Annotated in this window: 20 protein-coding genes; 11 read left to right on the top strand and 9 right to left on the bottom strand. The window is 50.2% G+C overall.

Annotation, left to right across the window (positions count from 1 at the left end; translation table 11 throughout):
- Positions 1 to 5: 5 nt before the first annotated feature.
- A complete protein-coding gene (locus tag DYD62_RS00625) occupies positions 6 to 1,289 on the bottom strand; it encodes a murein hydrolase activator EnvC family protein (protein WP_165928569.1) in 1,284 nt (427 codons plus the stop codon).
- Positions 1,290 to 1,546: 257 nt separating this feature from the next.
- Positions 1,547 to 3,085 carry a 2,3-bisphosphoglycerate-independent phosphoglycerate mutase gene (gene gpmI / locus DYD62_RS00630; RefSeq protein WP_115225601.1) on the bottom strand — a complete coding sequence of 513 codons (1,539 nt, stop codon included), beginning with the start codon at positions 3,083 to 3,085 and terminating at the stop codon, positions 1,547 to 1,549.
- 190 nt (positions 3,086 to 3,275) lie between these two features.
- Between gpmI and DYD62_RS00635 the strand changes: the two genes are divergently transcribed.
- The gene (locus DYD62_RS00635) at positions 3,276 to 3,581 is read left to right on the top strand and encodes an ArsR/SmtB family transcription factor (RefSeq protein WP_046352391.1); all 306 of its coding nucleotides are present in this window, start codon (positions 3,276 to 3,278) and stop codon (positions 3,579 to 3,581) included.
- Positions 3,582 to 3,634: 53 nt separating this feature from the next.
- On the opposite strand, the gene DYD62_RS00640 is transcribed toward DYD62_RS00635, so the two are convergent.
- Genes DYD62_RS00640 through cutA form a run of 3 tightly spaced genes read right to left on the bottom strand, consistent with a single transcriptional unit; the run spans position 3,635 to position 5,957 of the window.
- Complete coding sequence (locus DYD62_RS00640; protein WP_115225602.1) at positions 3,635 to 4,102, bottom strand: TlpA family protein disulfide reductase; 468 nt, start codon at positions 4,100 to 4,102, stop codon at positions 3,635 to 3,637.
- Entirely contained in the window at positions 4,099 to 5,631 is a 1,533-nt protein-coding gene (gene dsbD, locus DYD62_RS00645) for a protein-disulfide reductase DsbD (protein ID WP_115225603.1), read from the bottom strand. Before dsbD ends, DYD62_RS00640 begins: the two co-directional genes overlap by 4 nt.
- Positions 5,628 to 5,957: a divalent-cation tolerance protein CutA gene (gene cutA, locus DYD62_RS00650; RefSeq protein ID WP_115225604.1), complete on the bottom strand. Its 330-nt coding sequence runs from the start codon at positions 5,955 to 5,957 to the stop codon at positions 5,628 to 5,630. The genes dsbD and cutA overlap by 4 nt, the downstream gene beginning before the upstream one ends.
- Here cutA and DYD62_RS00655 point away from each other — a divergent pair.
- Entirely contained in the window at positions 5,956 to 6,393 is a 438-nt protein-coding gene (locus tag DYD62_RS00655) for an FxsA family protein (RefSeq protein WP_115225605.1), read from the top strand. The two genes, cutA and DYD62_RS00655, sit on opposite strands and share 2 nt — an antisense overlap.
- 53 nt (positions 6,394 to 6,446) lie before the next feature.
- On the opposite strand, the gene DYD62_RS00660 is transcribed toward DYD62_RS00655, so the two are convergent.
- The 3 genes from DYD62_RS00660 to DYD62_RS00670 all read right to left on the bottom strand — a co-directional run bounded on the left by DYD62_RS00660 (position 6,447) and on the right by DYD62_RS00670 (position 8,680).
- On the bottom strand, positions 6,447 to 7,040 hold the full coding sequence (locus DYD62_RS00660; RefSeq protein ID WP_115225606.1) for a YggT family protein: 594 nt from the start codon (positions 7,038 to 7,040) through the stop codon (positions 6,447 to 6,449).
- A gap of 9 nt (positions 7,041 to 7,049) precedes the next feature.
- Entirely contained in the window at positions 7,050 to 7,868 is an 819-nt protein-coding gene (proC, locus tag DYD62_RS00665) for a pyrroline-5-carboxylate reductase (protein WP_115228164.1), read from the bottom strand.
- A 101-nt stretch (positions 7,869 to 7,969) separates the two neighbouring features.
- Positions 7,970 to 8,680: a YggS family pyridoxal phosphate-dependent enzyme gene (locus tag DYD62_RS00670; protein WP_115225607.1), complete on the bottom strand. Its 711-nt coding sequence runs from the start codon at positions 8,678 to 8,680 to the stop codon at positions 7,970 to 7,972.
- A 275-nt stretch (positions 8,681 to 8,955) separates the two neighbouring features.
- On the opposite strand from DYD62_RS00670, the gene DYD62_RS00675 reads away from it, so the two are divergent.
- From DYD62_RS00675 to DYD62_RS00685, 3 genes are all read left to right on the top strand, one after another.
- Positions 8,956 to 9,996 carry a type IV pilus twitching motility protein PilT gene (locus DYD62_RS00675; RefSeq protein ID WP_099397904.1) on the top strand — a complete coding sequence of 347 codons (1,041 nt, stop codon included), beginning with the start codon at positions 8,956 to 8,958 and terminating at the stop codon, positions 9,994 to 9,996.
- Positions 9,997 to 10,220: 224 nt separating this feature from the next.
- Positions 10,221 to 11,357, top strand: a complete 1,137-nt coding sequence (locus DYD62_RS00680) for a PilT/PilU family type 4a pilus ATPase (RefSeq protein ID WP_099397903.1) — start codon at positions 10,221 to 10,223, stop codon at positions 11,355 to 11,357.
- Between the two features lie 8 nt (positions 11,358 to 11,365).
- Positions 11,366 to 13,279 carry a type IV pilus assembly protein FimV gene (locus tag DYD62_RS00685; protein ID WP_115225608.1) on the top strand — a complete coding sequence of 638 codons (1,914 nt, stop codon included), beginning with the start codon at positions 11,366 to 11,368 and terminating at the stop codon, positions 13,277 to 13,279.
- A 96-nt stretch (positions 13,280 to 13,375) separates the two neighbouring features.
- Here DYD62_RS00685 and uvrA read toward each other — a convergent pair whose 3' ends face one another.
- A complete protein-coding gene (uvrA, locus tag DYD62_RS00690) occupies positions 13,376 to 16,237 on the bottom strand; it encodes an excinuclease ABC subunit UvrA (protein ID WP_115225609.1) in 2,862 nt (953 codons plus the stop codon).
- A 185-nt stretch (positions 16,238 to 16,422) separates the two neighbouring features.
- On the opposite strand from uvrA, the gene DYD62_RS00695 reads away from it, so the two are divergent.
- From DYD62_RS00695 to DYD62_RS00720, 6 genes are all read left to right on the top strand, one after another.
- Entirely contained in the window at positions 16,423 to 17,811 is a 1,389-nt protein-coding gene (locus DYD62_RS00695) for an MFS transporter (RefSeq protein WP_115225610.1), read from the top strand.
- A 22-nt stretch (positions 17,812 to 17,833) separates the two neighbouring features.
- Complete coding sequence (gene ssb, locus DYD62_RS00700) at positions 17,834 to 18,337, top strand: single-stranded DNA-binding protein (protein ID WP_115225611.1); 504 nt, start codon at positions 17,834 to 17,836, stop codon at positions 18,335 to 18,337.
- A 195-nt stretch (positions 18,338 to 18,532) separates the two neighbouring features.
- Positions 18,533 to 20,230: a class I SAM-dependent DNA methyltransferase gene (locus DYD62_RS00705; RefSeq protein ID WP_115225612.1), complete on the top strand. Its 1,698-nt coding sequence runs from the start codon at positions 18,533 to 18,535 to the stop codon at positions 20,228 to 20,230.
- Positions 20,220 to 21,686 carry a restriction endonuclease subunit S gene (locus DYD62_RS00710; RefSeq protein ID WP_115225613.1) on the top strand — a complete coding sequence of 489 codons (1,467 nt, stop codon included), beginning with the start codon at positions 20,220 to 20,222 and terminating at the stop codon, positions 21,684 to 21,686. The genes DYD62_RS00705 and DYD62_RS00710 overlap by 11 nt, the downstream gene beginning before the upstream one ends.
- A complete protein-coding gene (locus DYD62_RS00715; RefSeq protein WP_115225614.1) occupies positions 21,683 to 22,384 on the top strand; it encodes a DUF3800 domain-containing protein in 702 nt (233 codons plus the stop codon). The genes DYD62_RS00710 and DYD62_RS00715 overlap by 4 nt, the downstream gene beginning before the upstream one ends.
- Positions 22,381 to 22,890 (top strand): hypothetical protein, encoded by a 510-nt coding sequence (locus tag DYD62_RS00720; protein WP_115225615.1) that lies wholly within the window; start codon positions 22,381 to 22,383, stop codon positions 22,888 to 22,890. Before DYD62_RS00715 ends, DYD62_RS00720 begins: the two co-directional genes overlap by 4 nt.
- Positions 22,891 to 22,983: the final 93 nt, after the last annotated feature.

Below are 22,983 nucleotides of genomic sequence, written 5' to 3' on the forward strand. Positions count from 1 at the left end.
AATTGTTAGCCAGCCCACGCCAATGGGTCTACGGGGCGGCCGTTTTGTCTTAATTCAAAGTATAAGCCGGAATCTGCCATTCCACCGCTGTTACCACTGGTGGCAATGCTGTCCCCAGCCTTAATCGTATCACCGACTTGCTTAAGAATGCTCTCATTCGCAGCGTAAATACTCATGTAGCCACCGCCGTGATCGACGATCAGCATATTGCCAAAGCCGCGTAACCAATCGGCAAAAACGACGCGACCACTGGCTACGGCTTTGACACTCTGGCCGGATGCTGCACGGATGAATACACCTTTCCATTGCCCGCCTTCGCCACGTGCCGTGCCATAACGGCCGGTGATTTCTCCCTTGATCGGTAAGCGCAGCTTACCTTTGAGCGATGCAAAGGCTTGTCCTGATTGGCCTGCATCTGGCAACGCAGTCGTGACTTCTGGCTCGGGCTCTACCTTGGGTGCGGGTTTTCCTGCGGCTTTTGCTTTGGCCTGAGCTGCCGCATTACGTGCGGCGCGCTCCTTGGCTTTTTTCTCAGCAAGCAGCTTGGCCTGGACGGCTTTTTTTGCGCGCTCCAGTTCTTGGCGTTTGATAATGGCGTTGAGCTTATCAACCAGCCCAGTCAGGCGTTTCTCATCGGCGGCCAGTTTTTGGATTTGATTACGCTGGCTGCTGATTTCTTGTGAGAGGTTACTCACGATTTGCTGTTTTTCCTGCTGCTCGGAAACTAGCATTTCTTTTTGCTGTTTTTTTCTTTGCGCAAGCTGTTGCAAAGCTTCATTTTTTTGCCGGATATCTTCACTTAAACGGGAAAGCTCACTCAGCTGCGCTTCCAATTTATTTGCCAGTTGAAGTTGCGAGCGGCTGATATAGCGGTAATAAGTGAGCTCGCGGCTGACTTGATTAGGGTCTTGCTGATTGAGCAGCAGACGCCATGCTTCAATTTGCCCGGCTTTGTAGCGAGTTTTAAGGATTTTCCCTAGGCGAAGTTGGCTGGCCTGAATCCCTTTACGGGTACTGCTGATATCGTTTTCAAGGCGGGAAATTTCAGCGCTGGTGAGGGCTTGCTCTTGCTGCATGGAGCTAAGAACGCGATTTGCATCGGAAATCGCTGTTTCAGAGTCTTTTAAAGCGTCACTGGCTTCGCTGCGCTGCGATTCATTGGCTGCAAGGTCTTTTTTTAGCTCTTGCAACTGCCCACGTAAGTCTTTTAACTCAGCTTGTTTCGCTTCGGATTCCTGTTTAGGCGCGGCAGGCGGAGACGGTGCAGCAAGTGCACAGCTTGTAAGCATTAAAAGAAAAAGCGCTCTGAGCATTCTTATCAGTTTACCAAGAATTTACCCTTACTCAGGGATGGTTTAAGCCTGCCTAGGCTTAAAAATGAGAGTGAAGTATGGCAGGTGTAATACCTGCAAATGAATCGCTTACTTCCCTGATTTCTTATTCTTTAAGCATCATAAAGCAAAAATATAAGCGATCTGACCACTTGCTGGTGGTCAGTCGCTTTACGGATTACATCCTGACTATCTTACCAAATGCCAAAAGCCGCTCAGGATAAGTGTACCAAGGATTTGCCCGTCATTTCTTCCGGCTGATCGAGCCCCATTAATGCCAACATGGTAGGGGCAATATCGCGTAAAGCACCGCTGCCCCGTGCTGCCATTGTTGCCGGGCGGCCGATATAGGCAAATGGAACTTGGTCTGTTGTATGTTGGGTGTGTGGCTGATGTGCTGTGTGATCAAACATCAGCTCACAATTACCATGATCGGCCGTAATCAGGATTTCTCCACCGGCTGCAAGCATGGCGTCAACACATTGTGCAACACTCTGGTCTAAAGCTTCAACTGCTTTAACCGCAGCGTCAAAAATACCTGAGTGTCCAACCATATCCCCATTGGCATAATTACAAATAATGGCTGCATATTGTTTGGATTCAATCGCCTCGACAATCCGGCGGGTGACTTCCGGAGCGCTCATTTCAGGCTGTAAATCGTAAGTGGCTACCTTAGGTGAAGGCACCAGGATGCGGTCTTCACCTAGGAATTCTTTTTCCTCGCCACCTGAGAAGAAGTAAGTGACGTGCGGGTATTTTTCAGTTTCAGCAATGCGAAGCTGTTTTAAGCCCAAATTGGCAATGTACTCACCAAAACTGTTTTGTACCTTAGGCTTGTCATAAGCCACCAGTAGCGTTGGATAGGCAGAGCCGTAATTGGTTGCCGTACTGAATGAAGCAAATTGGGGCTGACGCGCTTTAAAGCCATCAAAGCTGGCATCGGTGAGTGCTGTGGTGATCTGGCGGGCGCGGTCGGCACGGAAATTCATAAAGATCACAACATCGCCGTCTTGCATGGACGATGGCTTGCCAATAGCGGTGGCGGAAATAAATTCATCGTTTTCATCACGGGCGTAACCGGCTGCCAGTGCCTCGGCGGCGCTATTTGCATGGTAGAGGCCTTTGCCTTCAACCATAACGTTGTAGGCTGGCTCAACACGCTCCCAGCGCTTATCTCTGTCCATGGCCCAATAGCGTCCAGTGACCGAAACAATCCGTGCTGCAGGGTGGCTGTCACAAACGGCCTGCAATTTTTCTAGGTAAACGGCTGCGCTGCGAGGTGGTGTGTCACGGCCATCTAGGAAGGCATGAACATTGATCTGACCTGCGCCCGCATCACTGGCTGCAGCAATTAGGGCATGGATATGGGCTTCGTGGCTGTGAACCCCGCCATCAGAGATCAGGCCTAAGATGTGCAGCGTTTTGCCGCTGCTTTTCGCTTGTTCAATTGCGGCGGCAAAAACAGCGTTCTGGCCAATAGAGCCATCTGCCACATCACAGTCGATACGGCTGATGTCTTGCTGCAGCACGCGGCCAGCGCCAATATTAAGGTGGCCAACTTCAGAGTTACCAAACTGGCCTTTAGGCAGGCCAACATACTCTTCAGATGCATTGATCGTGGTCCACGGGTAGGTGGCAAACAGGCGATCAAGGTGCGGTTTTTTTGCTGCAGCAATGGCATTATCCGCTGTCTCTTCGCGGTAACCGAAGCCATCTAAAATCAGCAAAAGAACGGGCTTGACGTTTTGGCTCATATTTATTTATCCCTGTGATGGATGCTGCTGGTATTTAATGCTTGCTCAGCAGACAAACAAATTTTAAATATCGCTAGTATTCTAACCTATTGCATAATAGCCTCTATGACGTTTGGCAATATTTCTACCAAATTAAGCAAGAAATAATTAGAATATCCCCTCAAACCTTTTTTAATCTCAGATAGCGATTATGGCCAATTCCATTGAGCATATGGACGACCCCCACATTGATCAGGCATCGCGTGCGATGAAGGCGATGTCACACCCCTTGCGTTTGAAAATCCTTTGCGTACTGGGCGACAAAGAAGTCAGCGTGCAGGATATCGTTGAGCAGGTTGGTACGACTCAGTCGAATATTTCCCAGCATCTTGCACTGATGCGGGAAAAAGGGGTGCTGCGTACACGTAAAGATGCCAACCGGGTTTACTACCGTGTGGGTGATTTACGGACGCTGGAAGTGATTGTTATGTTAAGAAACGTATTTTGCGGCTTTTAGATTTTTACATCGCGTATTTATTACGCGATGTAATTGCTATAATTTGCTGATGATCAGCGTGTTAATTCTTTTAAATAATTCTCCAGCTTCTCTTTTTTAAGCCTTCCCAGCTCAATTGCAATTCGTTCACCTTTTGCATTGTATATTGCTGTAAAGGGTAATCCGCCCAGCTGATTGCCCTCTTTTCGCATTAATTCCATAGCATTGGCTTCCCCAAATAAAACCGGATAATTTATACCGTATTGTTTTGCAAATGCAGCAACATCTTTTTGCTCATCAATGGCTACGCCAATAAACCGTACTTTTCCTGCGTATTGTTTTTGTAATGCAATAAATTCTGGTATTTCTTCCCTGCAGGGGCTGCACCATGTTGCCCAGAAATTAATAATGGCCGGTTTGCCTTTCCACTGAGCAAAAGATTGCATTTTGTTTTGTAAATCAGGGAGTTGGGCTGAAAAAATAGCGCTCTCTGCCTGAGCAAACCCACTGAGTAAACTTAAAATAATGAAGTATTTTTTCATTGTTTTTCCTGTTGAAGCCGTTCTAAAGTGGCTTTAAAGGCTGCCGGATTTTGATAGCCAATCACGCGTTCATTCAGAAAATGGCCATTACTTCCCGTAAATAGAATTGCAGGGGGACCAAACAGCTTGAACCGCTTTAATAGTGCCTGATCTGCGGCATTGTTTTGTGTCACATCGGCCCTGAGTAAAACCATGCCTGCTAAGGTTTTTTGAATCTTCGGATCACTGAGTGTGTCGCGTTCAAATTCTTTGCAGGCAATACACCAATCGGCGTAAAAATCGAGCATCACCATTTTGCCATTGGCCTGGTTAATTGCTTGGTCTAATTCCTGTTCTGATTTAATCGTGGCAAAGTGCGGGCCGTTTTCTGTTCCAGATTTTTCCCATAAAGGCCTTGCAACCCAAACGGCCATTGCCATAAGTAATACACCGAATACAATTTTTACGCCGCGCATAATCCGGCCTGATAGCCTTGGCAGGATGCTGCCGCCGAAGGCACCAATCGCGAGCAGAGGCAGGCCAAGGCCCAGTGCCAGCATATAGAGTGCACTGCCGCCCAGCAGTAAATCGCCGGTTTGCCCCAGATAAGCCAGCGCTGCGGCCAAGGGTGGAGCGATGCAGGGGCCAACAATCAGTGCGGAGAGGGCTCCCATGGCAAACACCGAAGTAAATTGACCACCTGGCAAGCGGTTTGACCATTCATTCATTTTGCTTTGAATGCTGCCGGATAATTGCAGGTCAAATAAGCCAAACATTGCCAGCGCCATAAGAACAAAAAACAGCGCGAATAGTGCAATAACAAACGGTTGTTGTAAGGCTACAACAAGCAGTGTGCCAGTTGCCGCTGCAGCAATCCCGATGAGTGTGTAGCTCAGGGCCAGTCCTTGCACATAGGTAAACGTTAGCCCCAGGGCGCGCATTTTGCCTTGCTGGCCATTGCCCAGCACGATGCCGGATACGATAGGGATCAGGGGGTACATACATGAGGTAAGGGCAAGTGCAATGCCTGCCAGAAAAAACACGCTGAGTGTGGCAAGAAACCCGCCGCTGAAATAAACATCGGCCCCGCCGGGGCCGATTTCAGCAGGAGCCGTACTTTTACCAAACAGCTGATCCAGCGCATCTTTTGGCGGCTCTCCTGGTTTTAGAATCTGTGTCTGAGGCGGATAGCAAACGCCCACCTCGGCGCAGCCTTGGAATTTTGCAGTAATGGCCGCATTTATGGGAAATGGGGTGCTGGATTTGATCTGTACCGTGGTGTCGTGCTTGTAAACCTGCACTTTGCCAAAGCTGGGGTCATTTTTTTCCGTGCCCGCAGGCAGCTGGGGCTGGATTGTCTGATCCGATTTAAAAGTAATCCGGTCACGGTAGAGGTAATAACCTGGTGCCACTTTAAAACGCGCTTCCAGAGTATGGTCATCAATCTGTACCATGTAAGCTTGGAACGCTTTTTCAGGAGCAAGTAAATCATCTGCAGCGTTGGCTGTGCCCAATAGGGCAAGGAAAAATAAAATAATACGCAGCATCATGCCTGCACCTCTTTACTAAGCCAGTTCAGATAGGCGGGTAATCCCGCTACAGGGCTCAGGGCGATAATTTCGACGACTTCATAGGGATGATTTTCCTGCAGCCAGGCCTCTAAAACCGGATAAGCGGTTTGGGTCGTTTTTATCAGCAGGGGAACTTCCCGGGCGATTTCGATTCTTTCATTCCATCGGTATGTAGATTGTACTGGCGCCAATTGGTTCACACAGGCGGCCAAACGGGCTGTTACAAGGCCGGTGGCTAAACGATTTGCTACATCCTCGTCCGGGCAATTGCACAGGACGATCAAAATATTTTCTGGAGTTGTCATGCCTTACCTGCTGTTATTACTTTTTGTGGCGTACCCGATTGCTGAAATTATCACGATTGTTTTGCTGGCAAAAGCCATTGGTACTTTTTGGGTCGTGCTGTGGCTGATTGCGGCTTTTTTTGGCGGCCTGCTGATGCTGCGCCACCATAAATTAGCGGTGGGTGCTGCTTTATTTGGCGATTTACGCTCAGGTCGCTTGTCGGTTCACAGCTTGTTTGCAGTGGCTCGGTATTACATTGCCGCCGTTTTATTATTACTGCCCGGTATTTTGGGCGATGTGGTTGCGCTGGTTTTACTGTTGCCATGGGGCAAACTGGCAGGAAAAAATACGGCTTCTCCGGCATCAGGGCCTTATTCTTCGCCCGGCGCAACGGGTGATGTGATTGATGGTGAGTATCGCCAGGTAAAGCCTGATGCGGATCGCTTACAAGGTTAATTGAATTCGTTCATTTAAAAATCGCCGCGGGCAGCTGCCTGCGGCGATTTTTTTTACTTCAGCATAATCATGCTGACGCCTTGCAAAATAATCTGCTCTAAGCTGGGCACAATCACATTCAGCACCAGCTGAATAGCCAGAATCAGCACCAGAGGGGTGATATCCACACCACCAATAGGTGGGATAAAGCGATGTAATGGGCGCAGAAAAGGCGCAGTCAGTGCGGTAAGAATGGGCATCAGCGGGTTATACGGCGCAAGCCAGGACATCAGCGCTTGGCCGATTACAGTAGCAAACAGCAGATATAACGACATCTTGCAGATTTCAAGCAGGGCTGCTAGTGCCAGTGAAAACAGCGAAAACGGTGCAGTAAAGTCAAAAGGCCATGGAGATAAGGCCAGTAGCACAGCATGCATCAGCAGGGCCACCAACCAAGCGAGCATCAGGCTGGCGCTATCCAGCCCGCGAAAGGGGGGCAGGATACGCCTAACAGGGATGACGGCCCAGTTGGTCAGCGATAAAACAAACTGAGTGAGCGGGTGCTTGAATGGAATCCTTGCGGCTTGCAAAAAAAAGCGGGCCAGCAAAAGCAGAATAAAAAATTCTGATAAATTACGAATTAAAAAATTGAATGTGTTTGCAAGCATTGTAAATCCTCAGACTTCAAGACTGCGTGTGGATTCTTCCCCCAACTCGCGGGAGCGGGCCGCTGCGGCAGAAGCTGCTGCAATAATGGTTGTGCGTACTTGGCTGGTTTCAAGTGCATTAATAGCTCGCTCGGTGGTCCCGCCTTTGGAGGTCACTTTTTGCCTTAATGTGGCAGCATCGTCTTCGCTTTGCAGTGCGAGTTTTACGGCTCCTGCAAAGGTCTGGTAGGCCAGTTTACGGGCAATTTCGGGGCCAAAGCCCTGAGCGCGGGCTGCCGCTTGTAAGGCTTCCATAAAATAGAATACATAGGCGGGGCCAGAGCCCGAAATTGCCGTGATTCCATCGATATCGCTTTCTTTTTCTACCCAAACCATTTCGCCAATAGCAGCTAGCATGCGCTCGGTTAATTCCCGGTCGGCAGCATTTACGTCGCTGGTGGCATAGGCCCCGGACATCCCTTCCTGAACCAGCGCCGGTGTATTGGGCATGACACGCACAATGCGCGGATAAGCGTCCAACCACTGCGATAGTGTTTCTACCCTAATGCCTGCAGCAATAGAAATAACGAGTGCACCATTGATTTGCTGTCGCACAGATTTGGCGACAGCTTGTAATTGCTGTGGTTTTACTGCGAATAAAATGGCCTCGCTTTGAGGAAGCGCCGTTTCCGGATCGCTGCAGCTCACGCCAAAGTCGGCGTTCAGCTGCTCACGTTTGATTGCATCAGGCTCAACCACATGAATCTGAGCGGCTGTAAAGCCCTGTCTGATCATGCCGCCTATCATCGCGATGGCCATGTTTCCGCCACCGATAAAAGTGATTTTCATAAATTCCTTACACTGGTTAGCCCAAAAAATCATGCATTACCTAGTCTGCTTGGGTGATGCCTGAGGGCAGATATAAATACGGCACTCAGACAGATCAGACACTAAAGTAATGATGAATTATCCGGGTAGCTGCGGGCGCCGAATAATGCGGTCCCAACCCGCACGAGGGTAGAACCCTCGCTAATGGCGGTTTCTAAATCACCGGACATTCCCATCGATAAAGTATCTGTGTCCATGCCTGCGGTGATTAGCTGATTTTGTAAATTTCGCAGAAGAGTAAACTGCTTTGCCAGCTGCGTTAAGTCTTGTGTAGGTTCGGGAATACACATTAAACCCCGTAATTTTATACGAGGTAATTGACAGATTTTTGTCGCCAATTCCATGCATTCAGCAGGAGCAACACCAGATTTAGAGGCTTCACCCGATACATTGACCTGAATGCAGACATTTAAATCGGGCAAATGTTCCGGACGCTGTGCAGAAAGCCGCTCAGCAATCTTGAAACGATCAACAGAGTGCACCCAATCTGCCAACTCTGCCACAGATCGGGTTTTATTGCTCTGTAAGGGACCGATAAAGTGCCAGATGATTTCATTACAATCGCTTAAAGCTGCATGTTTATCTATTAATTCTTGAACATAATTTTCGCCAAAGGCGCGCTGTCCATATAAATACAGTGATCTGATGGCTTCACTAGGAAATGTCTTACTCACGGCCAGTAAGCTGATCGTGCTGCTTTGTCTCTGACTGGCGGCGGCGGCTTTTGCAATGCGCTCTTGCACACCTTGCCATGCTGTAAATATCGTTGCCATAATGGGTTATCAACTCTTGTGTGTGCTTTTGCATAAGACGGGGCTTGAACAGATTTAATCATCTATTTTGTCAGCAGGTCTTCTTGTGAGCGTTCATAAAAGAGGAAATCGTTGGTTCGGGTGATATGTAGAGAATTTTTGAAGCCGGGCTTCTTCAATTTAAAAATTCTCTAGATATGGCCAAAACGTGCTTTTCTGCAGTAGATCAGTCTTCAGTCCGACAGGCTGCTTGGGCATTATTACGCGAAAACCTATTATGCGGACAGGATTAAACAATGGAAATCTCAGAATTATTAGCTTTTACCGTAAAGAATAAGGCGTCTGACTTACATCTCTCCTCTGGTTTGCCTCCGATGATTCGGGTAGACGGGGATATTCGCCGGATTAATACGCCAGCTCTCAGCCATAAAGACGTGCACGATATGGTGTACGACATCATGAACGACGGCCAGCGTAAGATTTACGAAGATACCCTAGAATGCGATTTTTCTTTTGAAATACCGCGTTTAGCGCGTTTTCGGGTGAATGCCTTTGTGCAAAATCGCGGGGCAAGTGCCGTTTTCCGGGTGATTCCATCAGATATCAAAACACTGGAAGAGCTGGGCTGCCCGCGTATTTTCCAGGAAATTGCCGAAACACCGCGGGGCCTCGTGCTGGTTACCGGCCCGACCGGATCGGGTAAATCAACTACCCTAGCGGCGATGATTAACTATATCAATGCCAATGAATACGGGCATATTTTAACGGTTGAAGACCCGATCGAGTTTGTTCATACCTCGCAAAAGTGCCTGATTAACCAGCGCGAAGTGGGGCCGCATACCATGAGCTTCTCTAACGCTTTGCGCTCTGCTTTGCGTGAAGACCCGGATGTGATTCTGGTGGGGGAAATGCGCGATCTGGAAACCATTCGTTTGGCGCTGACTGCCGCAGAAACAGGGCATCTGGTGTTTGGTACCTTGCATACGTCTTCTGCTGCTAAAACAATCGACCGGGTGGTTGACGTATTTCCTGCCGCAGAAAAAGAAATGGTGCGCTCGATGTTATCTGAATCGCTGCGCGCGGTTATTTCACAAACCCTGCTAAAAAAGAAAGAAGGCGGGCGTGTGGCTGCGCATGAAGTGATGATTGGGATTCCTGCGATTCGTAACCTGATTCGTGAAAATAAAATTGCACAAATGTATTCGGCAATTCAAACCGGATCGCAATTTGGTATGCAAACACTGGATCAGTGTCTGCAGGGTTTATTGCAACGCAACATTATTTCTTTACCAGAAGCAAGAATGAAAGCGGCGATTCCTGATAATTTCCGCGGTTGATTTAATTCAGATCAGAGGCAATGGTGGTATAAGCGAGATCTTTACTTAAATCATGATTGCCTTGTTTTTTTAGTCATAAACCTGTTAAGCAATTGGCTGAAATGTGATTCTGGGTGTGTTTAGCAGATTTTTTTAATCACATTACTTATTAATCAAGTAAGATATCGTTGGTTTAATAAAATGACTTCACAGCCTTTTGGTTAACGCATAGCGGAAAAAGAAAAATGGAAAAAGAACAGGCCGCAAAATTTATGCATGATCTTTTGCGGCACATGCGTGGCAAAGGCGCTTCAGACTTGTTTATTACTTCTGAGTTTCCGCCTGCGATGAAGATTGATGGGAAAGTAACGCCTGTTTCCAATCAGATTTTAACGGCTCAGCACAGTAAAGAATTAGCACGGGCGATTATGAATGATCGCCAGGCTGAAGATTTTGAGGCGAGCAAAGAATGTAATTTTGCCATCAGCCCCGGCCAGCTTGGCCGCTTCCGGGTGAATGCATTTATGCAGCAAGGCCATGTGGGCATGGTGCTGCGTACCATTAATTCTGAAATTCCTTCCCTTGACGATTTAGGCCTACCGCCGGTGCTGCGCGATATCGCCATGGCTAAACGCGGGTTGGTGATTTTTGTGGGCGGTACGGGATCGGGTAAATCAACCTCGCTGGCCGCCATGATTGGCCATCGAAATGAGCATGGTTATGATCACATCATTACCATTGAAGACCCGATTGAATATGTGCACGCGCACAAAAACTGTATTGTGACCCAGCGTGAAGTGGGCGTTGATACCGACTCTTGGCAGGCTGCGCTTAAAAACACTTTGCGTCAGGCTCCGGATGTGATTTTGATTGGTGAGATTCGTGATCGCGAAACAATGGATTACGCCATTGCTTTTGCTGAAACAGGCCACCTTTGTATGGCTACCTTGCATGCTAACTCGGCCAACCAGGCGCTAGACCGTATTATTAACTTTTTCCCCGAAGAGCGCCGTCAGCAGCTGCTGATGGATTTGTCATTAAACTTGCGCTCATTTGTATCGCAGCGCTTGGTTCCGCACCGTACCGGCAAAGGCCGCGTGGCCGCTGTAGAAGTGATGCTGAACAGCCCCTTGATTTCAGAACTGATTTTTAAAGGTGAAGTTCATGAAATCAAAGAAATTATGAAAAAATCACGCGAGCTTGGGATGCAAACCTTCGATCAGGCTTTGTTTGATCATTATGAAGCCGGAAAAATCACTTATGAAGATGCCTTGCGAAATGCTGATTCGGTGAATGATTTGCGCTTGAGTATTAAGTTGCAAGGTTCTGAGGCTAAACACACTGATATTCTTTCTGGCCTTGATCATCTTGATATTGTTTAACCCCGTTTATGCGACTTATTCAATTTTTAATTTGTTCAAGTTTACTTGCTCATCCCGCGCATGCTGCAGTTCTGGGCGATATTCAGCTTAGATCTGCGTTGGGTGAGCGCTTTAATGCCCGGATTAATATTATTGCCAACGAAAGTGAGGAGCTGGGCACTCATTGCTTTCGGTTGTTGCCTGTTTACGAAGCGGGTACTCCGCATTTTAGTGCCCGATTATCGTTTGAATCGAATGAAAATGGTGGTGTGCTTACCTTGAGAGGCGATGAGGCTTTGCAGGAGCCTCTGCTTAATTTCTCGATTCGTTTACGCTGCCCCAGTGAAAAAAGTGCAAGTTTTCAGCGTGATTACAATGTTTTGCTAGATCCACGTGAATATCGTGGCAAGCAAAGTGCTGATTTAGCGCCGCTTGCTCCTGCGCCACGCCGTAATTTGCCTGCCTTTTCAGGGGTTTGGCAAAGCCAGGAGGGGGATTCAGTAGAGCGGATTGCCCGCGCCTATTTTCCACAGGACAAGGCCAGCCGGGCCCGGATGGTGGATGAGATTTACCGCTTAAATCCGGATCTGGCACAAAATACTTACGCCCGCTTGCCGCTGAATACCGATGTGAGACTGCCTGATCGCAAGCGATTACTACCTAATGCGGCCGTCAGTGATGAGAGGCCGCCAGAGCCTGAAGCGCAATTGCTTGTGCCAGCCAAAGAGTCTTTACAAATTACCGCGCCTTCTTTGCCCCGCCTTGCGCAGGGTGGCTTTCAGCTGCGTTTATCCGAGTCGCTTTTATCCAGCCAGACAAAAACACCTTTAAGTCCGGATGAAAACTTGCGTGCTAGGGAGCGCTTGCAGCTTTTGGAGAGCGATGATCAGGCCGCACAGCTATTGCAGTTTAAATATCAGATTAGCCAGCTGGAAAAACAATTAGCCATGGTCCAGGGCAGATCTCAAGCTGAAATCCCCAGTGATAGCACCCCTGTTTTTTCCGGAATTAATCGCTTCAGCTGGCCAAGTGCATGGTGGCTGCTGCTCTTATTGTTTATTCCCCCTCTTTATTTATTGCAGCGGCAGCGCCGGATTGCGCAGGCCGATATGGATGTTTTTCCGTTGGGGCAGAATGCATACAGCTCTGGAGCGGGCGGCGTACCGCTGAGTGAGCGGTTTATGGACGCGGTGCCAGACCGAAGCATGCTGATGGGGGCAATGAGCAATTTTTCTCAGGCCGCTTCAGACTGGAGCCGGGATGATGTCGATGTGGTGCAGCCCAAAAATGTATCAGAAGAAGCGCAGATGCTGCTGGATCATGGCCTAGTGACACAGGCAGTTAATCTGTTGAAAAGTGAGATTGAGCAGTACCCAAGCTCCTTAGCTTTATGGATGATGCTGTTTGATGTGTATGTGACTCAGGGTATGCGTCAGGAGTTTCAAAACAGGGCCGTTGGCTTTCGCTTACAGTTTTCCAGCGATGGGCTGTGGCAGCAAGTGCAGGGCATGGGCAGGGCTTTAGATCCAGATAACCCGCTATATTTGTCGCTTGATGAAACGGCCAGCCCGCTGATGTTTGCCCAAGAGGGGATGAGCTTTGCATCACCGGAAAGCAAAATTGAACATGTGGATTTTGCAACCGGTGAGCTGGTTGAGTATAAACAAGACCCTTGGCGCAGCGTGCCGGAGCAAATTGATTTTTCTGTAGACGTGCCGGATCCATTATCTTTGCTTGAAGTCAGGCTGCCAGAGATATCCGGTTTGGATTTATCCTTTTTTCAGACCGAAGACCCGGTTTTACAGTTAGTGGTGGAGCATCTGGAGCAGCAGGACATACACACGGCCTGCCAGACGCTGGAGCAGCTGCTTTACCGTGGCACGATGGAACAAAGGCAGACTGCTATCAAGTGGCTGGACGTGCTGATTCCATTACAAATCTGACGGCGCTTCATGCGGAAAAGGGTTGCCGCAGGATTCAAATGAAAAAAAACGGCTTAAGCATGCTTAAGCCGTTTTTTAATTAAGCAACGGCTGCCACTACAGCGTTTGGTGTGCTGCTAAGGTTTTAGCCAGATACAGCCCGGTATGGCTTTCTGTGCAGGCAGCCAATTCTTCTGGCGTGCCACTCATTAAGATACGCCCGCCTCCCGCGCCGCCTTCTGGCCCCAGATCGATGACCCAGTCTGCCGTCTTGACCACATCCAGATTGTGCTCAATCACCACCACGGTATTGCCGTGCTCGCGCAGGCGATGCAGCACCGCCAGCAGCTGGTCGATATCGTGGAAATGCAGGCCGGTGGTTGGCTCATCCAATATATATAGCGTGCGGCCGGTGTCGCGTTTGGATAGCTCCAGCGCCAGCTTGACGCGCTGCGCTTCACCGCCAGACAGTGTGGTGGCGCTCTGGCCTAAGCGGATGTAATCCAAGCCCACATCGGTCAGCGTTTTAAGCTTACGTGCGACGGTTGGCACGGCTTCAAAAAACGCCAGCGCCTGCTCAACCGTCATCCCCAATACTTCGGTGATGTTTTTGCCTTTGTAGAGCACTTCCAGCGTTTCGCGGTTATAGCGTTTGCCGTGGCAGACATCACAAGGCACGTACACATCGGGCAGGAAGTGCATCTCTACCTTCAGTACGCCATCGCCCTGACACGCTTCGCAGCGGCCGCCTTTGACGTTAAAGCTGAATCGCCCAGGCCCGTAACCGCGCTCACGGCTGGTGGGCACGCCGGCAAACAGCTCACGAATCGGCGTAAACATGCCGGTATAGGTGGCAGGATTAGAGCGCGGGGTGCGGCCAATTGGCGATTGATCGACATTAATCACCTTATCAAAGTGATCCAGCCCGCTGATGCTTTCAAATGGCGCGGGCTCACCCGATGCACCGTTCAGCTCTTTCGCTGCAATGGTATACAGCGTGTCGTTGATGAGGGTGGATTTACCCGAGCCGGATACGCCGGTAATGCAAACAAATAGGCCTACTGGCAGCTTCAGCTCAACTTGTTTCAGGTTATTACCTGAAGCGCCTTTCAGCGACAGCCATTTTTCCGGATCAGGGCTGCGGCGCACTTCAGGAATAGCAATGCGTCGCGCGCCGGATAAAAACTGCCCGGTGATCGAGCGTGGCTCGTTCATGATGTCTTCGGGTGTACCCGCAGCCACTACTTCACCACCGTGCACACCTGCGCCTGGGCCCATATCCACCAGATAATCGGCCATACGGATGGCGTCTTCGTCGTGCTCAACCACAATCACCGTGTTGTCCAAGTCGCGCAGATGGCGCAGCGTGCCCAGCAAGCGGTCGTTATCGCGCTGATGCAGGCCAATGGATGGCTCGTCCAGCACATACATCACGCCGGTTAGGCCAGAGCCAATCTGGCTAGCAAGGCGAATCCGCTGTGCTTCGCCGCCTGATAGCGTATCGGCGCTGCGATCAAGGCTAAGGTAATCCAAGCCCACATTGACCAGAAAGCCCAAGCGCTCACGAATCTCTTTTACAATTTTTTCGGCAATTTGCGCTTTAGCGCCGGTCAGGGTTAAAGCGCCAAAGTAAACTGCCGTGTCTTTTAATGCCATGCGGCTGACTTCGTGCAGATTACATTCGCCAACACGCACATTACGCGCTTCAACACGCAGCCTTGCGCCTTCGCAATGCGGGCAGGGCTGGTTGTTTTGGTATTTGGCTAATTCTTCACGCACGGCCATCGAGTCGGTTTCGACATAGCGGCGCTCTAGGTTGGGGATAATCCCTTCAAAGGCATGTGAGCGCGATACTTTATTGCCGCGCTCGTTCATATAGGTGAAGGCAATTTCCTCAGTGCCTGAGCCATGCAACACTGCTTGTTGCACTTCGGCGGTCAGCTCTGTCCAAGCTTCGCTGACATCAAAGCCATAGTGCTCGCTGATGCTGGTCAGCATCTGGAAGTAAAACTGATTACGCTTATCCCAGCCCTTAATCGCACCGGCTGCCAAGCTTAAGTCAGGGTGAGCCACTACGCGCTTAGGATCAAAGAAAGTGATCTGGCCGAGGCCTTCGCACTTAGGGCAGGCACCCATCGGGTTGTTAAATGAGAACAGGCGAGGTTCCAGCTCTGGCAGGCTGTAGCTGCAAATCGGGCAGGCAAACTTAGCCGAGAACCAATGCTCTTTACCGCTATCCATTTCTAAAGCAATGGCGCGGCCTTCGGCGTGGCGAAGGGCGGTTTCAAAGGATTCGGCAAGACGTTGTTTTACGTCTTCGCGCACTTTCAGCCGGTCCACTACCACTTCGATAGTGTGTTTCTTGTTTTTATCTAGCTTAGGCGTTTCATCCAGCTCATAGATTTCGCCATCCACGCGTACCCGCACAAAGCCCTGCGCGCGCAGCTCGTCAAACAGATCGACGTTTTCGCCTTTTTTGCCGACCACAACCGGTGCTAGCACCATGAGTTTGGTTTCTTCTGGCAGTGCTAAGACGTGATCAACCATCTGGCTGACGGTTTGCGATTGCAAAGGCTGCTTATGCTCGGGGCAAAATGGCGTGCCGACGCGGGCAAATAAGAGGCGCAGATAATCGTGGATTTCCGTCACCGTGCCCACGGTGGAGCGCGGATTATGACTGGTGGCTTTTTGCTCGATGGAGATCGCCGGGCTGAGACCCTCGATCAAATCGACATCGGGTTTTTCCATCAATTGTAAAAATTGCCGTGCATAGGCAGAAAGCGATTCCACATAGCGACGCTGGCCTTCGGCATACAGGGTATCAAACGCCAGAGACGATTTACCCGAGCCGGAAAGGCCTGTAATCACAACTAAGCTGCCGCGTGGCAGGTCGAGATTAACGTTTTTTAAATTGTGTGTGCGAGCGCCGCGAATGCGAATTTGCGGGGCTTCGGATGATTCGATACGACGGTACGACATAAAGGCCGGTATCTGCAGTAAAGAGGAATCAGATAATATACCGGACTTTCCTGTTGAAAGTGTGTTGGAAGCATTTACTTGACCATTACATTTGTATCGAAACGCGATTGTTTACTTGTTTTTATGCCCGCGCGTCAGGTAACGATGTCATCCCAATACGCCAGAGCCCACTTTAAATTGCTGCCATGAATCCTATAGAACTACGTGCTTCGCTTGGCTTAGCCGGGCTTTATGCCCTGCGTATGCTGGGAATGTTTCTTATTCTGCCTGTGTTTGCGGTTTACGCAGGCAAGCTCCCCGGAGGAGATAATCACACCATGGTTGGCTTGGCGTTTGGTGCTTATGGCCTGACGCAAGCCTTATTGCAACTGCCTTTTGGTATGTGGTCGGATCGGGTTGGCCGCAAAAAAGTGATTTATATTGGCCTTGCTCTGTTTGCTCTTGGCAGTGTGATGTGTGCCATGGCCGATCATGTGGCCTGGCTGATTGTGGGCCGTGCTGTACAGGGTGCAGGCGCGATCTCGGCGGCGATTACCGCGCTCTTGGCCGATTTAACCCGCGAAGAAAACCGTACCAAGGCCATGGCGATGATAGGCGGCAGTATTGCCAGCACCTTTGCGATTTCTTTGGTGGCAGCACCCACCCTGGCAGCGTGGATCGGTTTGCCGGGTATCTTCCTGCTGACGGCGCTGCTGACCATTGCTGCGATGATTGGCGTGCGGCAAATTATTCCTGATCCGATTGTTTCGCGCTTTCATTCTGATGCAGAAATCAGCGCCACCCGTTTGCCCGCTGTATTGCGCCACCCTCAGCTTTTACGTATGAATTACGGTGTATTTGCCCTACATGCGGCGCAAATGGCCATGTTTACCGTGATGCCATTGTTGTTAACTAAGCTGGGCGGAATTAGTCTGGAGCATCATTGGTGGGTCTATTTGCCGGTGGTGCTGGTCAGCTTTGTGCTGATGGTGCCTGCGGTAATTTATGGTGAAAAAAAACAACACCTGAAAGAAGTGTTTATTTTTGCCATCAGCCTGATGCTGCTCGCCCAGCTGGGTATGGCGCTCTATATGCCTGATCTGACCATGATTGTGGTTTGGTTATCGGTGTACTTTATTGCGTTTAATATTTTAGAAGCCACTCAACCTAGCCTGATTTCCAAAATTGCCCCGAGCGATGCCAAGGGCACGGCGATGGGGGTGTACAACACTTGCCAGTCCCTGAGCATGTTTTTAGGTTCCGCGATTGCAGGCTGGCTCTATCAGCAGCACGGCAGCGTGACCGGGGTATTTTTAATGTGTGCGGCACTGATGGTGATCTGGTTGTTTTTTGCCGCAGGCATGCAGCCGCCGCTACCCGTAAAAACACAAATGTTCCACATCGGCGATAATTGGGCAGGCGACGGGCAGGCACTGTCTGTTAAACTTGCGGCTATTGACGGCGTAAAAGAAGCCGTCGTGTTAATTGATGAACGCGTGGCCTTGCTGAAAGTCCTGCAAACCGGCTGGGACGAAGCTGCGGCGCGGCAACTTATTGAAGAGACGGCTGGTTTGACTACCCCGTCTGCCCCGTAAAAGATAAAACAAGAGATCAACCATGGCTTCATTGAATAAAGTAATTCTGATCGGCAATCTGGGTAAAGACCCTGAAAACCGCTTCCTGCCATCGGGCGGCGCAGTGTGTAACTTCAGCATTGCCACCACCGAAAGCTGGAAAGACAAAGCTACCGGTCAAAAGCAAGAAAAAACCGAATGGCACAATATCACCATGTACAACCGCCTGGCCGAAATCGCCGCGCAGTACCTGAAAAAAGGCTCGTCAGTTTATATCGAAGGCCGTCTGCAAACGCGTAAATGGCAAGACAAAACCACCGGCCAAGACCGCTACACCACCGAAATCATCGCCGACCAAATGCAAATGTTGGGTGGGCGCAGCGGCAATAGCAGTGGCCCAGCCGATACTGGCTACGACGACGGCGGCTTTAACCAGCAACCCGCCTACCAACAAGCCGCCCCAGCTCCAGCTCGCCGCCCGGCACCCGCCCCGGCTGCAGCTGCGCCTAAGAGCTTTGATGATTTTGAGGATGATATTCCGTTCTAATACGCGGTATTGCCTGAGTGTAAAAATTTCAACCCCTCTTTTGAGGGGTTTTTCTTTTTCTCAGCAATGGGAAATGGATATCGGGTCATTAAGCTTTTGAATTCGGTCTAAATCCTCGTAGATCCTCGCTTCATACTGTGCTTTGCCAGTTATAATCTGACGCAACCTTTCGCTAGACATAAAGAATAATTAAACATGCTCCAAGATATCCAAAAAACCCTCTGGTCGGCAGCGGATAAGCTGCGTGCCAATGTCGATGCGGCAGAATATAAACACATCGCACTTGGCATGATTTTTCTAAAATTTATTTCCGATTCTTTCTCTGCCCGCCGCGCTGAGCTCACGCGCCGCTTTGCGGATGAAAACGACGATTACTTCCTGCACGATAGCGACGATGAATTACTGGCTGAAGAGCTGGAAGACCGCGATTACTACAAAGAAGTGAATGTATTTTGGGTGCCCGAAGGCGCGCGCTGGGAAGCTTTGCGGGCCAATGCTAAGCAAGCCGATATCGGCAAACGCATCGATGACGCGCTGGCGATTTTGGAGCTAGAAAACTCCAGCCTGAAAGGCATCTTAGATAAACGCTATGCCAGAGCGCCCTTGCCTGATGGCAAGCTCGGCGAATTGGTTGATTTGATTTCGACGATCGGCTTTGGCGAAGACCAAGGCAAAGCCCGCGATATTCTGGGGCAAGTGTATGAATACTTTCTCGGCCAGTTCGCCAGCGCCGAAGGCAAAAAGGGCGGGCAGTTCTACACGCCGCAATCCATCGTTAAAACGCTGGTCGCCGTGCTCGACCCGCATCAGGGCAAGGTCTACGACCCCTGCTGCGGCTCGGGTGGCATGTTTGTGCAATCGGAAAAATTCATTGAGGCACACGGCGGCAAGCTCGGTGATGTGTCGATTTACGGGCAGGAATCCAACCCCACCACGTGGCGCTTGGCGGCGATGAACCTCGCCATTCGCGGCATCGACTTCAACCTTGGCAAGGAACCGGGCGACACCTTCACCAAAAATCAGCACCCCGACCTGCGCGCCGACTACATTCTTGCCAACCCGCCGTTCAATATCAGCGACTGGTGGCATGGCAGTCTGGAAGGCGATTCGCGCTGGGTGTACGGCACGCCGCCGCAAGGCAACGCCAACTACGCGTGGCTGCAACATATGCTCTACCACCTGAAATCGAATGGCCGCGCGGGCATTGTGCTGGCCAATGGCTCGATGTCGTCCAACCAGAATAGCGAGGGCGACATTCGCCGCGCCATGGTCGATGCCGACGTGGTCGAAGTGATGATTGCGCTGCCCGGCCAGTTGTTCTTCAACACCCAAATCCCTGCCTGCTTGTGGTTTTTAGCCAAAAACAAAACCACGCGCCAAGGCGAAGTGCTGTTCATCGACGCGCGCAAACTCGGCAAAATGATCTCGCGTGTGCAATGCGAATTGGATGATGAGGGTATTGAGCGCATCGCCAATCTAGTCAAAGCGTGGCGCGGTATACCAGAGGAAATCCCCCTCAATCCCCCTTTGTTAAAGGGGGAAGCTAAAACCACTGCATCGGCTCCGCTTATTGCACTTGGGGAGCCCGAGGCATCTGTTCCCCCCTTTGCAAAAGGGGGGCCAGGGGGTATTTCTGCGCCCGCTGAACCCATCACCGAATACCAAGACATCCCCGGCTTCTGCCGCAGCGTGAAACTCGCTGAAATCGCCGAACACGGCTTTGTGCTCACACCCGGCCGCTACGTTGGCGCGGAAGAGATTGAAGAAAACTTTGAGGCCTTCGCCACCAAAATGACCACGCTCACCGAAAAACTCGGCGAGCAAATGGCTAAGGGCGCGGAACTCGACCAGCTAATCCGGCAGAAACTGGGAGGGCTGGGGTATGAGTTCTGAACTGCAAACGGGTAAGGCGCATTCGCCGCACAGCGGCAATGCGCCGGGTGAGGGTATAGCTCTGAACAATTTTATTGATAATGCTTGCGGCGAAATACCTTCGGTGATTGCGCCCTACGGGGCTGAATGGATTGATACGACGTTGGGTGAAATTTGCGCATTACAAAAAGGCGCAATTCAGACTGGACCATTTGGTAGTCAACTTCATGCTTCTGATTATGTAGAGGTGGGAATTCCTGTTGTAATGCCTGCGAATATTGGCGCAGAAGGTGGCATCTCTGAGGATGGCATTGCAAGAATTCAACAGGCCGACGCAGATCGACTTGCTCAACATAAGCTTCAAATTGGTGATGTTATTTTTAGCCGCCGAGGCGATGTAACTAGAAATGCATTGGTTGAGCCACATCAGGTTGGCTGGCTTTGTGGGACGGGGTGCTTGAAAGTTCGCTTGGGGAATGAATCGAAAGCTGATGCAAAATTCATTTCATATTGCCTGCGATTACCTGAAACCAAAGAGTGGCTGATTCGACACGCTGTTGGCGCAACCATGCCCAATTTGAATACTTCGATTCTGTCCTCCGTTCCAGTAACAGTTCCGCCCTTGGCTGAGCAAAAGAAAATAACTACTGTTTTGCGCGCTCTCGACGACCGTATTGTGCTGTTGCGCGAGACCAATGCGACACTGGAGTCGATGGCGCAGGCGCTGTTTAAGTCGTGGTTTGTCGATTTCGACCCCGTCCACGCCAACGCCCAGTCCATCGCCAACACCGCGTCATTCCCGAGTGATGGTGTCGGGAATCTAGCCGCGCCACCGGATTCCCGCCTGCGCGGGAATGACGGCCTGCTCCCGCTCGAACTCCAAGCCCTCTTCCCCGCCACCTTCACCGCTTCCCCGCAAGGCTTGGTGCCGGAGGGGTGGAGCATTGGCAAAGTCGAGGATTTACTTGAGCTGGCTTATGGCAAGGCATTAAAGGCAACAGACCGAATCGACGGCGACATTCCCGTTTATGGTTCGGGTGGCATTACTGGGTCACATAATCAAGCCTTGGTGAATGGACCATCAGTGATTGTTGGGCGAAAAGGAACCGTCGGCAGCCTGTATTGGGAAGACCGCCCATTTTTTCCGATTGATACAGTTTTCTATGTTAAAACCAGCAAGCCATTGAGCTACTGCTTTTATTTGCTGCAAACACTTGGGCTCCACGATATGAACACCGACGGGGCAGTTCCGGGGCTGAATAGAAATAACGTATATCGTTTGCCTGTGGTGATTCCATCCGATGCAGTTTTCAACGCGTTTGATGAAACGGCGGCAGCGATACGGGAAACAATTTTTACCAATAGTCAGCAAGCCCAAACCCTCGCCACCCTGCGCGACACCTTGTTGCCGCGCCTAATCTCCGGCCAGCTCCGCCTGCCCGAAGCCGAAGCGCTACTGATGGAGGCCGTCGTATGAATGAGCTATTTCATGTCTACTGCGATGAGTCGTGCCATCTGGAAAACGATGCAGCCAAGGCGATGGTGCTGGGGGCTGTTTGGTGTCCGGCATCCCATCGGCAAATGTTGGCGCGTGAGTTGAAAGCGTTAAAAAAGCAGTATGGTCTTGCTCCGAACTTTGAAATCAAATGGGTGAAGGTGTCCCCAAGCAAACTGGATTTTTATCTGGCAGTGATTGACCTGTTTTTTGCGCAGCCCTTGTTGCATTTTCGTGGTTTGGTGGTGCCGGATAAATCGTGTTTGCAGCATGACAAATTTGGCCAAAGTCACGACGAGTTTTATTACAAGATGTGGTATCACTTGCTTAATCGCCTGATTAGCCCCGAAGAGCGATATCGCATTTTTCTGGATATCAAGGATACGCAAGGCCAAGCCAAAGTTGGCAAATTGCATGATGTGCTGTGCAATGCCAATTATGATTTTGACAGAGCCGTGATTGAGTCGATTGAGCTGGTGCATTCGCACGATGTTCTGTTGCTGCAGCTGGCTGATTTGTTGATTGGTGCATTGGGCTATGTGCATCGAGGTTTGACTGAAAGCCCTGCTAAGTTGGCCGTCATTGCGCGGATAAGGGAGCAATCTGGACTAAACCTACTGCAAAGTTCTTTGGTACGCGCAGAAAAATTCAATGTATTTGTCTGGAGGCCACAAGCTTGAGTTTGCCTCCTGATTTATTGCCCTTTAATCATTACGGTGGTGACTGGGCGCGCTATGAGAATGACTTGTATCAGATTTATCTGGATACCGTAGTTCATGCTGGCTTAGTGTTTCAAGGCGTACCGATACGCGCGCAATTTCGCCCCGATACTCGAGGAAAGGGTTTTAGTTTCTGGCATCTGATTTCTGAAGCGCCAGATAAGAAGAACCGGAATGAAGACGACCGCATTCCTGATTTAGACCGTTGCGCGCGGATTCGTTGGGTGGCTTGGCTTATTCAGAATGTTGGAAACGATGGCTTTTCATGGTGGGAAAACAAACGTGGAAGAGACACTCACGTTGTGATTTGGGCCGAAGAATGTGATTTTGCCATCGTACTGGCGAAGCGCGATACTCAGGATGGCCCAAAGTATTACTTATTGAAAACGGCGTATTGCTTGAAGCCGCACCGTATTGCTACGTTTGCCAAAGAACGAGATGCTTTTTGGGCCGCTAGAAATGACTGAAGCCCCGATGCATTGCTACGTAAGGGCTTCTGATGCTCCTTCCACACTTGGTGGATGAGACTGATGACAAAGATAGATGCTCTTAGATACCTT

Source organism: Iodobacter fluviatilis (assembly GCF_900451195.1).
GTDB lineage: Bacteria > Pseudomonadota > Gammaproteobacteria > Burkholderiales > Chitinibacteraceae > Iodobacter > Iodobacter fluviatilis.

Bases quoted from the DNA above. Each gene is read 5' to 3' on its own strand.
- DYD62_RS00625 (WP_165928569.1), bottom strand. From the start codon at position 1,289: ATGCTTACAAGCTGTGCACTTGCTGCACCGTCTCCGCCTGCCGCGCCT.
- gpmI (WP_115225601.1), bottom strand. From the start codon at position 3,085: ATGAGCCAAAACGTCAAGCCCGTTCTTTTGCTGATTTTAGATGGCTTC.
- DYD62_RS00635 (WP_046352391.1), top strand. From the start codon at position 3,276: ATGGCCAATTCCATTGAGCATATGGACGACCCCCACATTGATCAGGCA.
- DYD62_RS00640 (WP_115225602.1), bottom strand. From the start codon at position 4,102: ATGAAAAAATACTTCATTATTTTAAGTTTACTCAGTGGGTTTGCTCAG.
- dsbD (WP_115225603.1), bottom strand. From the start codon at position 5,631: ATGATGCTGCGTATTATTTTATTTTTCCTTGCCCTATTGGGCACAGCC.
- DYD62_RS00655 (WP_115225605.1), top strand. From the start codon at position 5,956: ATGCCTTACCTGCTGTTATTACTTTTTGTGGCGTACCCGATTGCTGAA.
- cutA (WP_115225604.1), bottom strand. From the start codon at position 5,957: ATGACAACTCCAGAAAATATTTTGATCGTCCTGTGCAATTGCCCGGAC.
- DYD62_RS00660 (WP_115225606.1), bottom strand. From the start codon at position 7,040: ATGCTTGCAAACACATTCAATTTTTTAATTCGTAATTTATCAGAATTT.
- proC (WP_115228164.1), bottom strand. From the start codon at position 7,868: ATGAAAATCACTTTTATCGGTGGCGGAAACATGGCCATCGCGATGATA.
- DYD62_RS00670 (WP_115225607.1), bottom strand. From the start codon at position 8,680: ATGGCAACGATATTTACAGCATGGCAAGGTGTGCAAGAGCGCATTGCA.
- DYD62_RS00675 (WP_099397904.1), top strand. From the start codon at position 8,956: ATGGAAATCTCAGAATTATTAGCTTTTACCGTAAAGAATAAGGCGTCT.
- DYD62_RS00680 (WP_099397903.1), top strand. From the start codon at position 10,221: ATGGAAAAAGAACAGGCCGCAAAATTTATGCATGATCTTTTGCGGCAC.
- DYD62_RS00685 (WP_115225608.1), top strand. From the start codon at position 11,366: ATGCGACTTATTCAATTTTTAATTTGTTCAAGTTTACTTGCTCATCCC.
- uvrA (WP_115225609.1), bottom strand. From the start codon at position 16,237: ATGTCGTACCGTCGTATCGAATCATCCGAAGCCCCGCAAATTCGCATT.
- DYD62_RS00695 (WP_115225610.1), top strand. From the start codon at position 16,423: ATGAATCCTATAGAACTACGTGCTTCGCTTGGCTTAGCCGGGCTTTAT.
- ssb (WP_115225611.1), top strand. From the start codon at position 17,834: ATGGCTTCATTGAATAAAGTAATTCTGATCGGCAATCTGGGTAAAGAC.
- DYD62_RS00705 (WP_115225612.1), top strand. From the start codon at position 18,533: ATGCTCCAAGATATCCAAAAAACCCTCTGGTCGGCAGCGGATAAGCTG.
- DYD62_RS00710 (WP_115225613.1), top strand. From the start codon at position 20,220: ATGAGTTCTGAACTGCAAACGGGTAAGGCGCATTCGCCGCACAGCGGC.
- DYD62_RS00715 (WP_115225614.1), top strand. From the start codon at position 21,683: ATGAATGAGCTATTTCATGTCTACTGCGATGAGTCGTGCCATCTGGAA.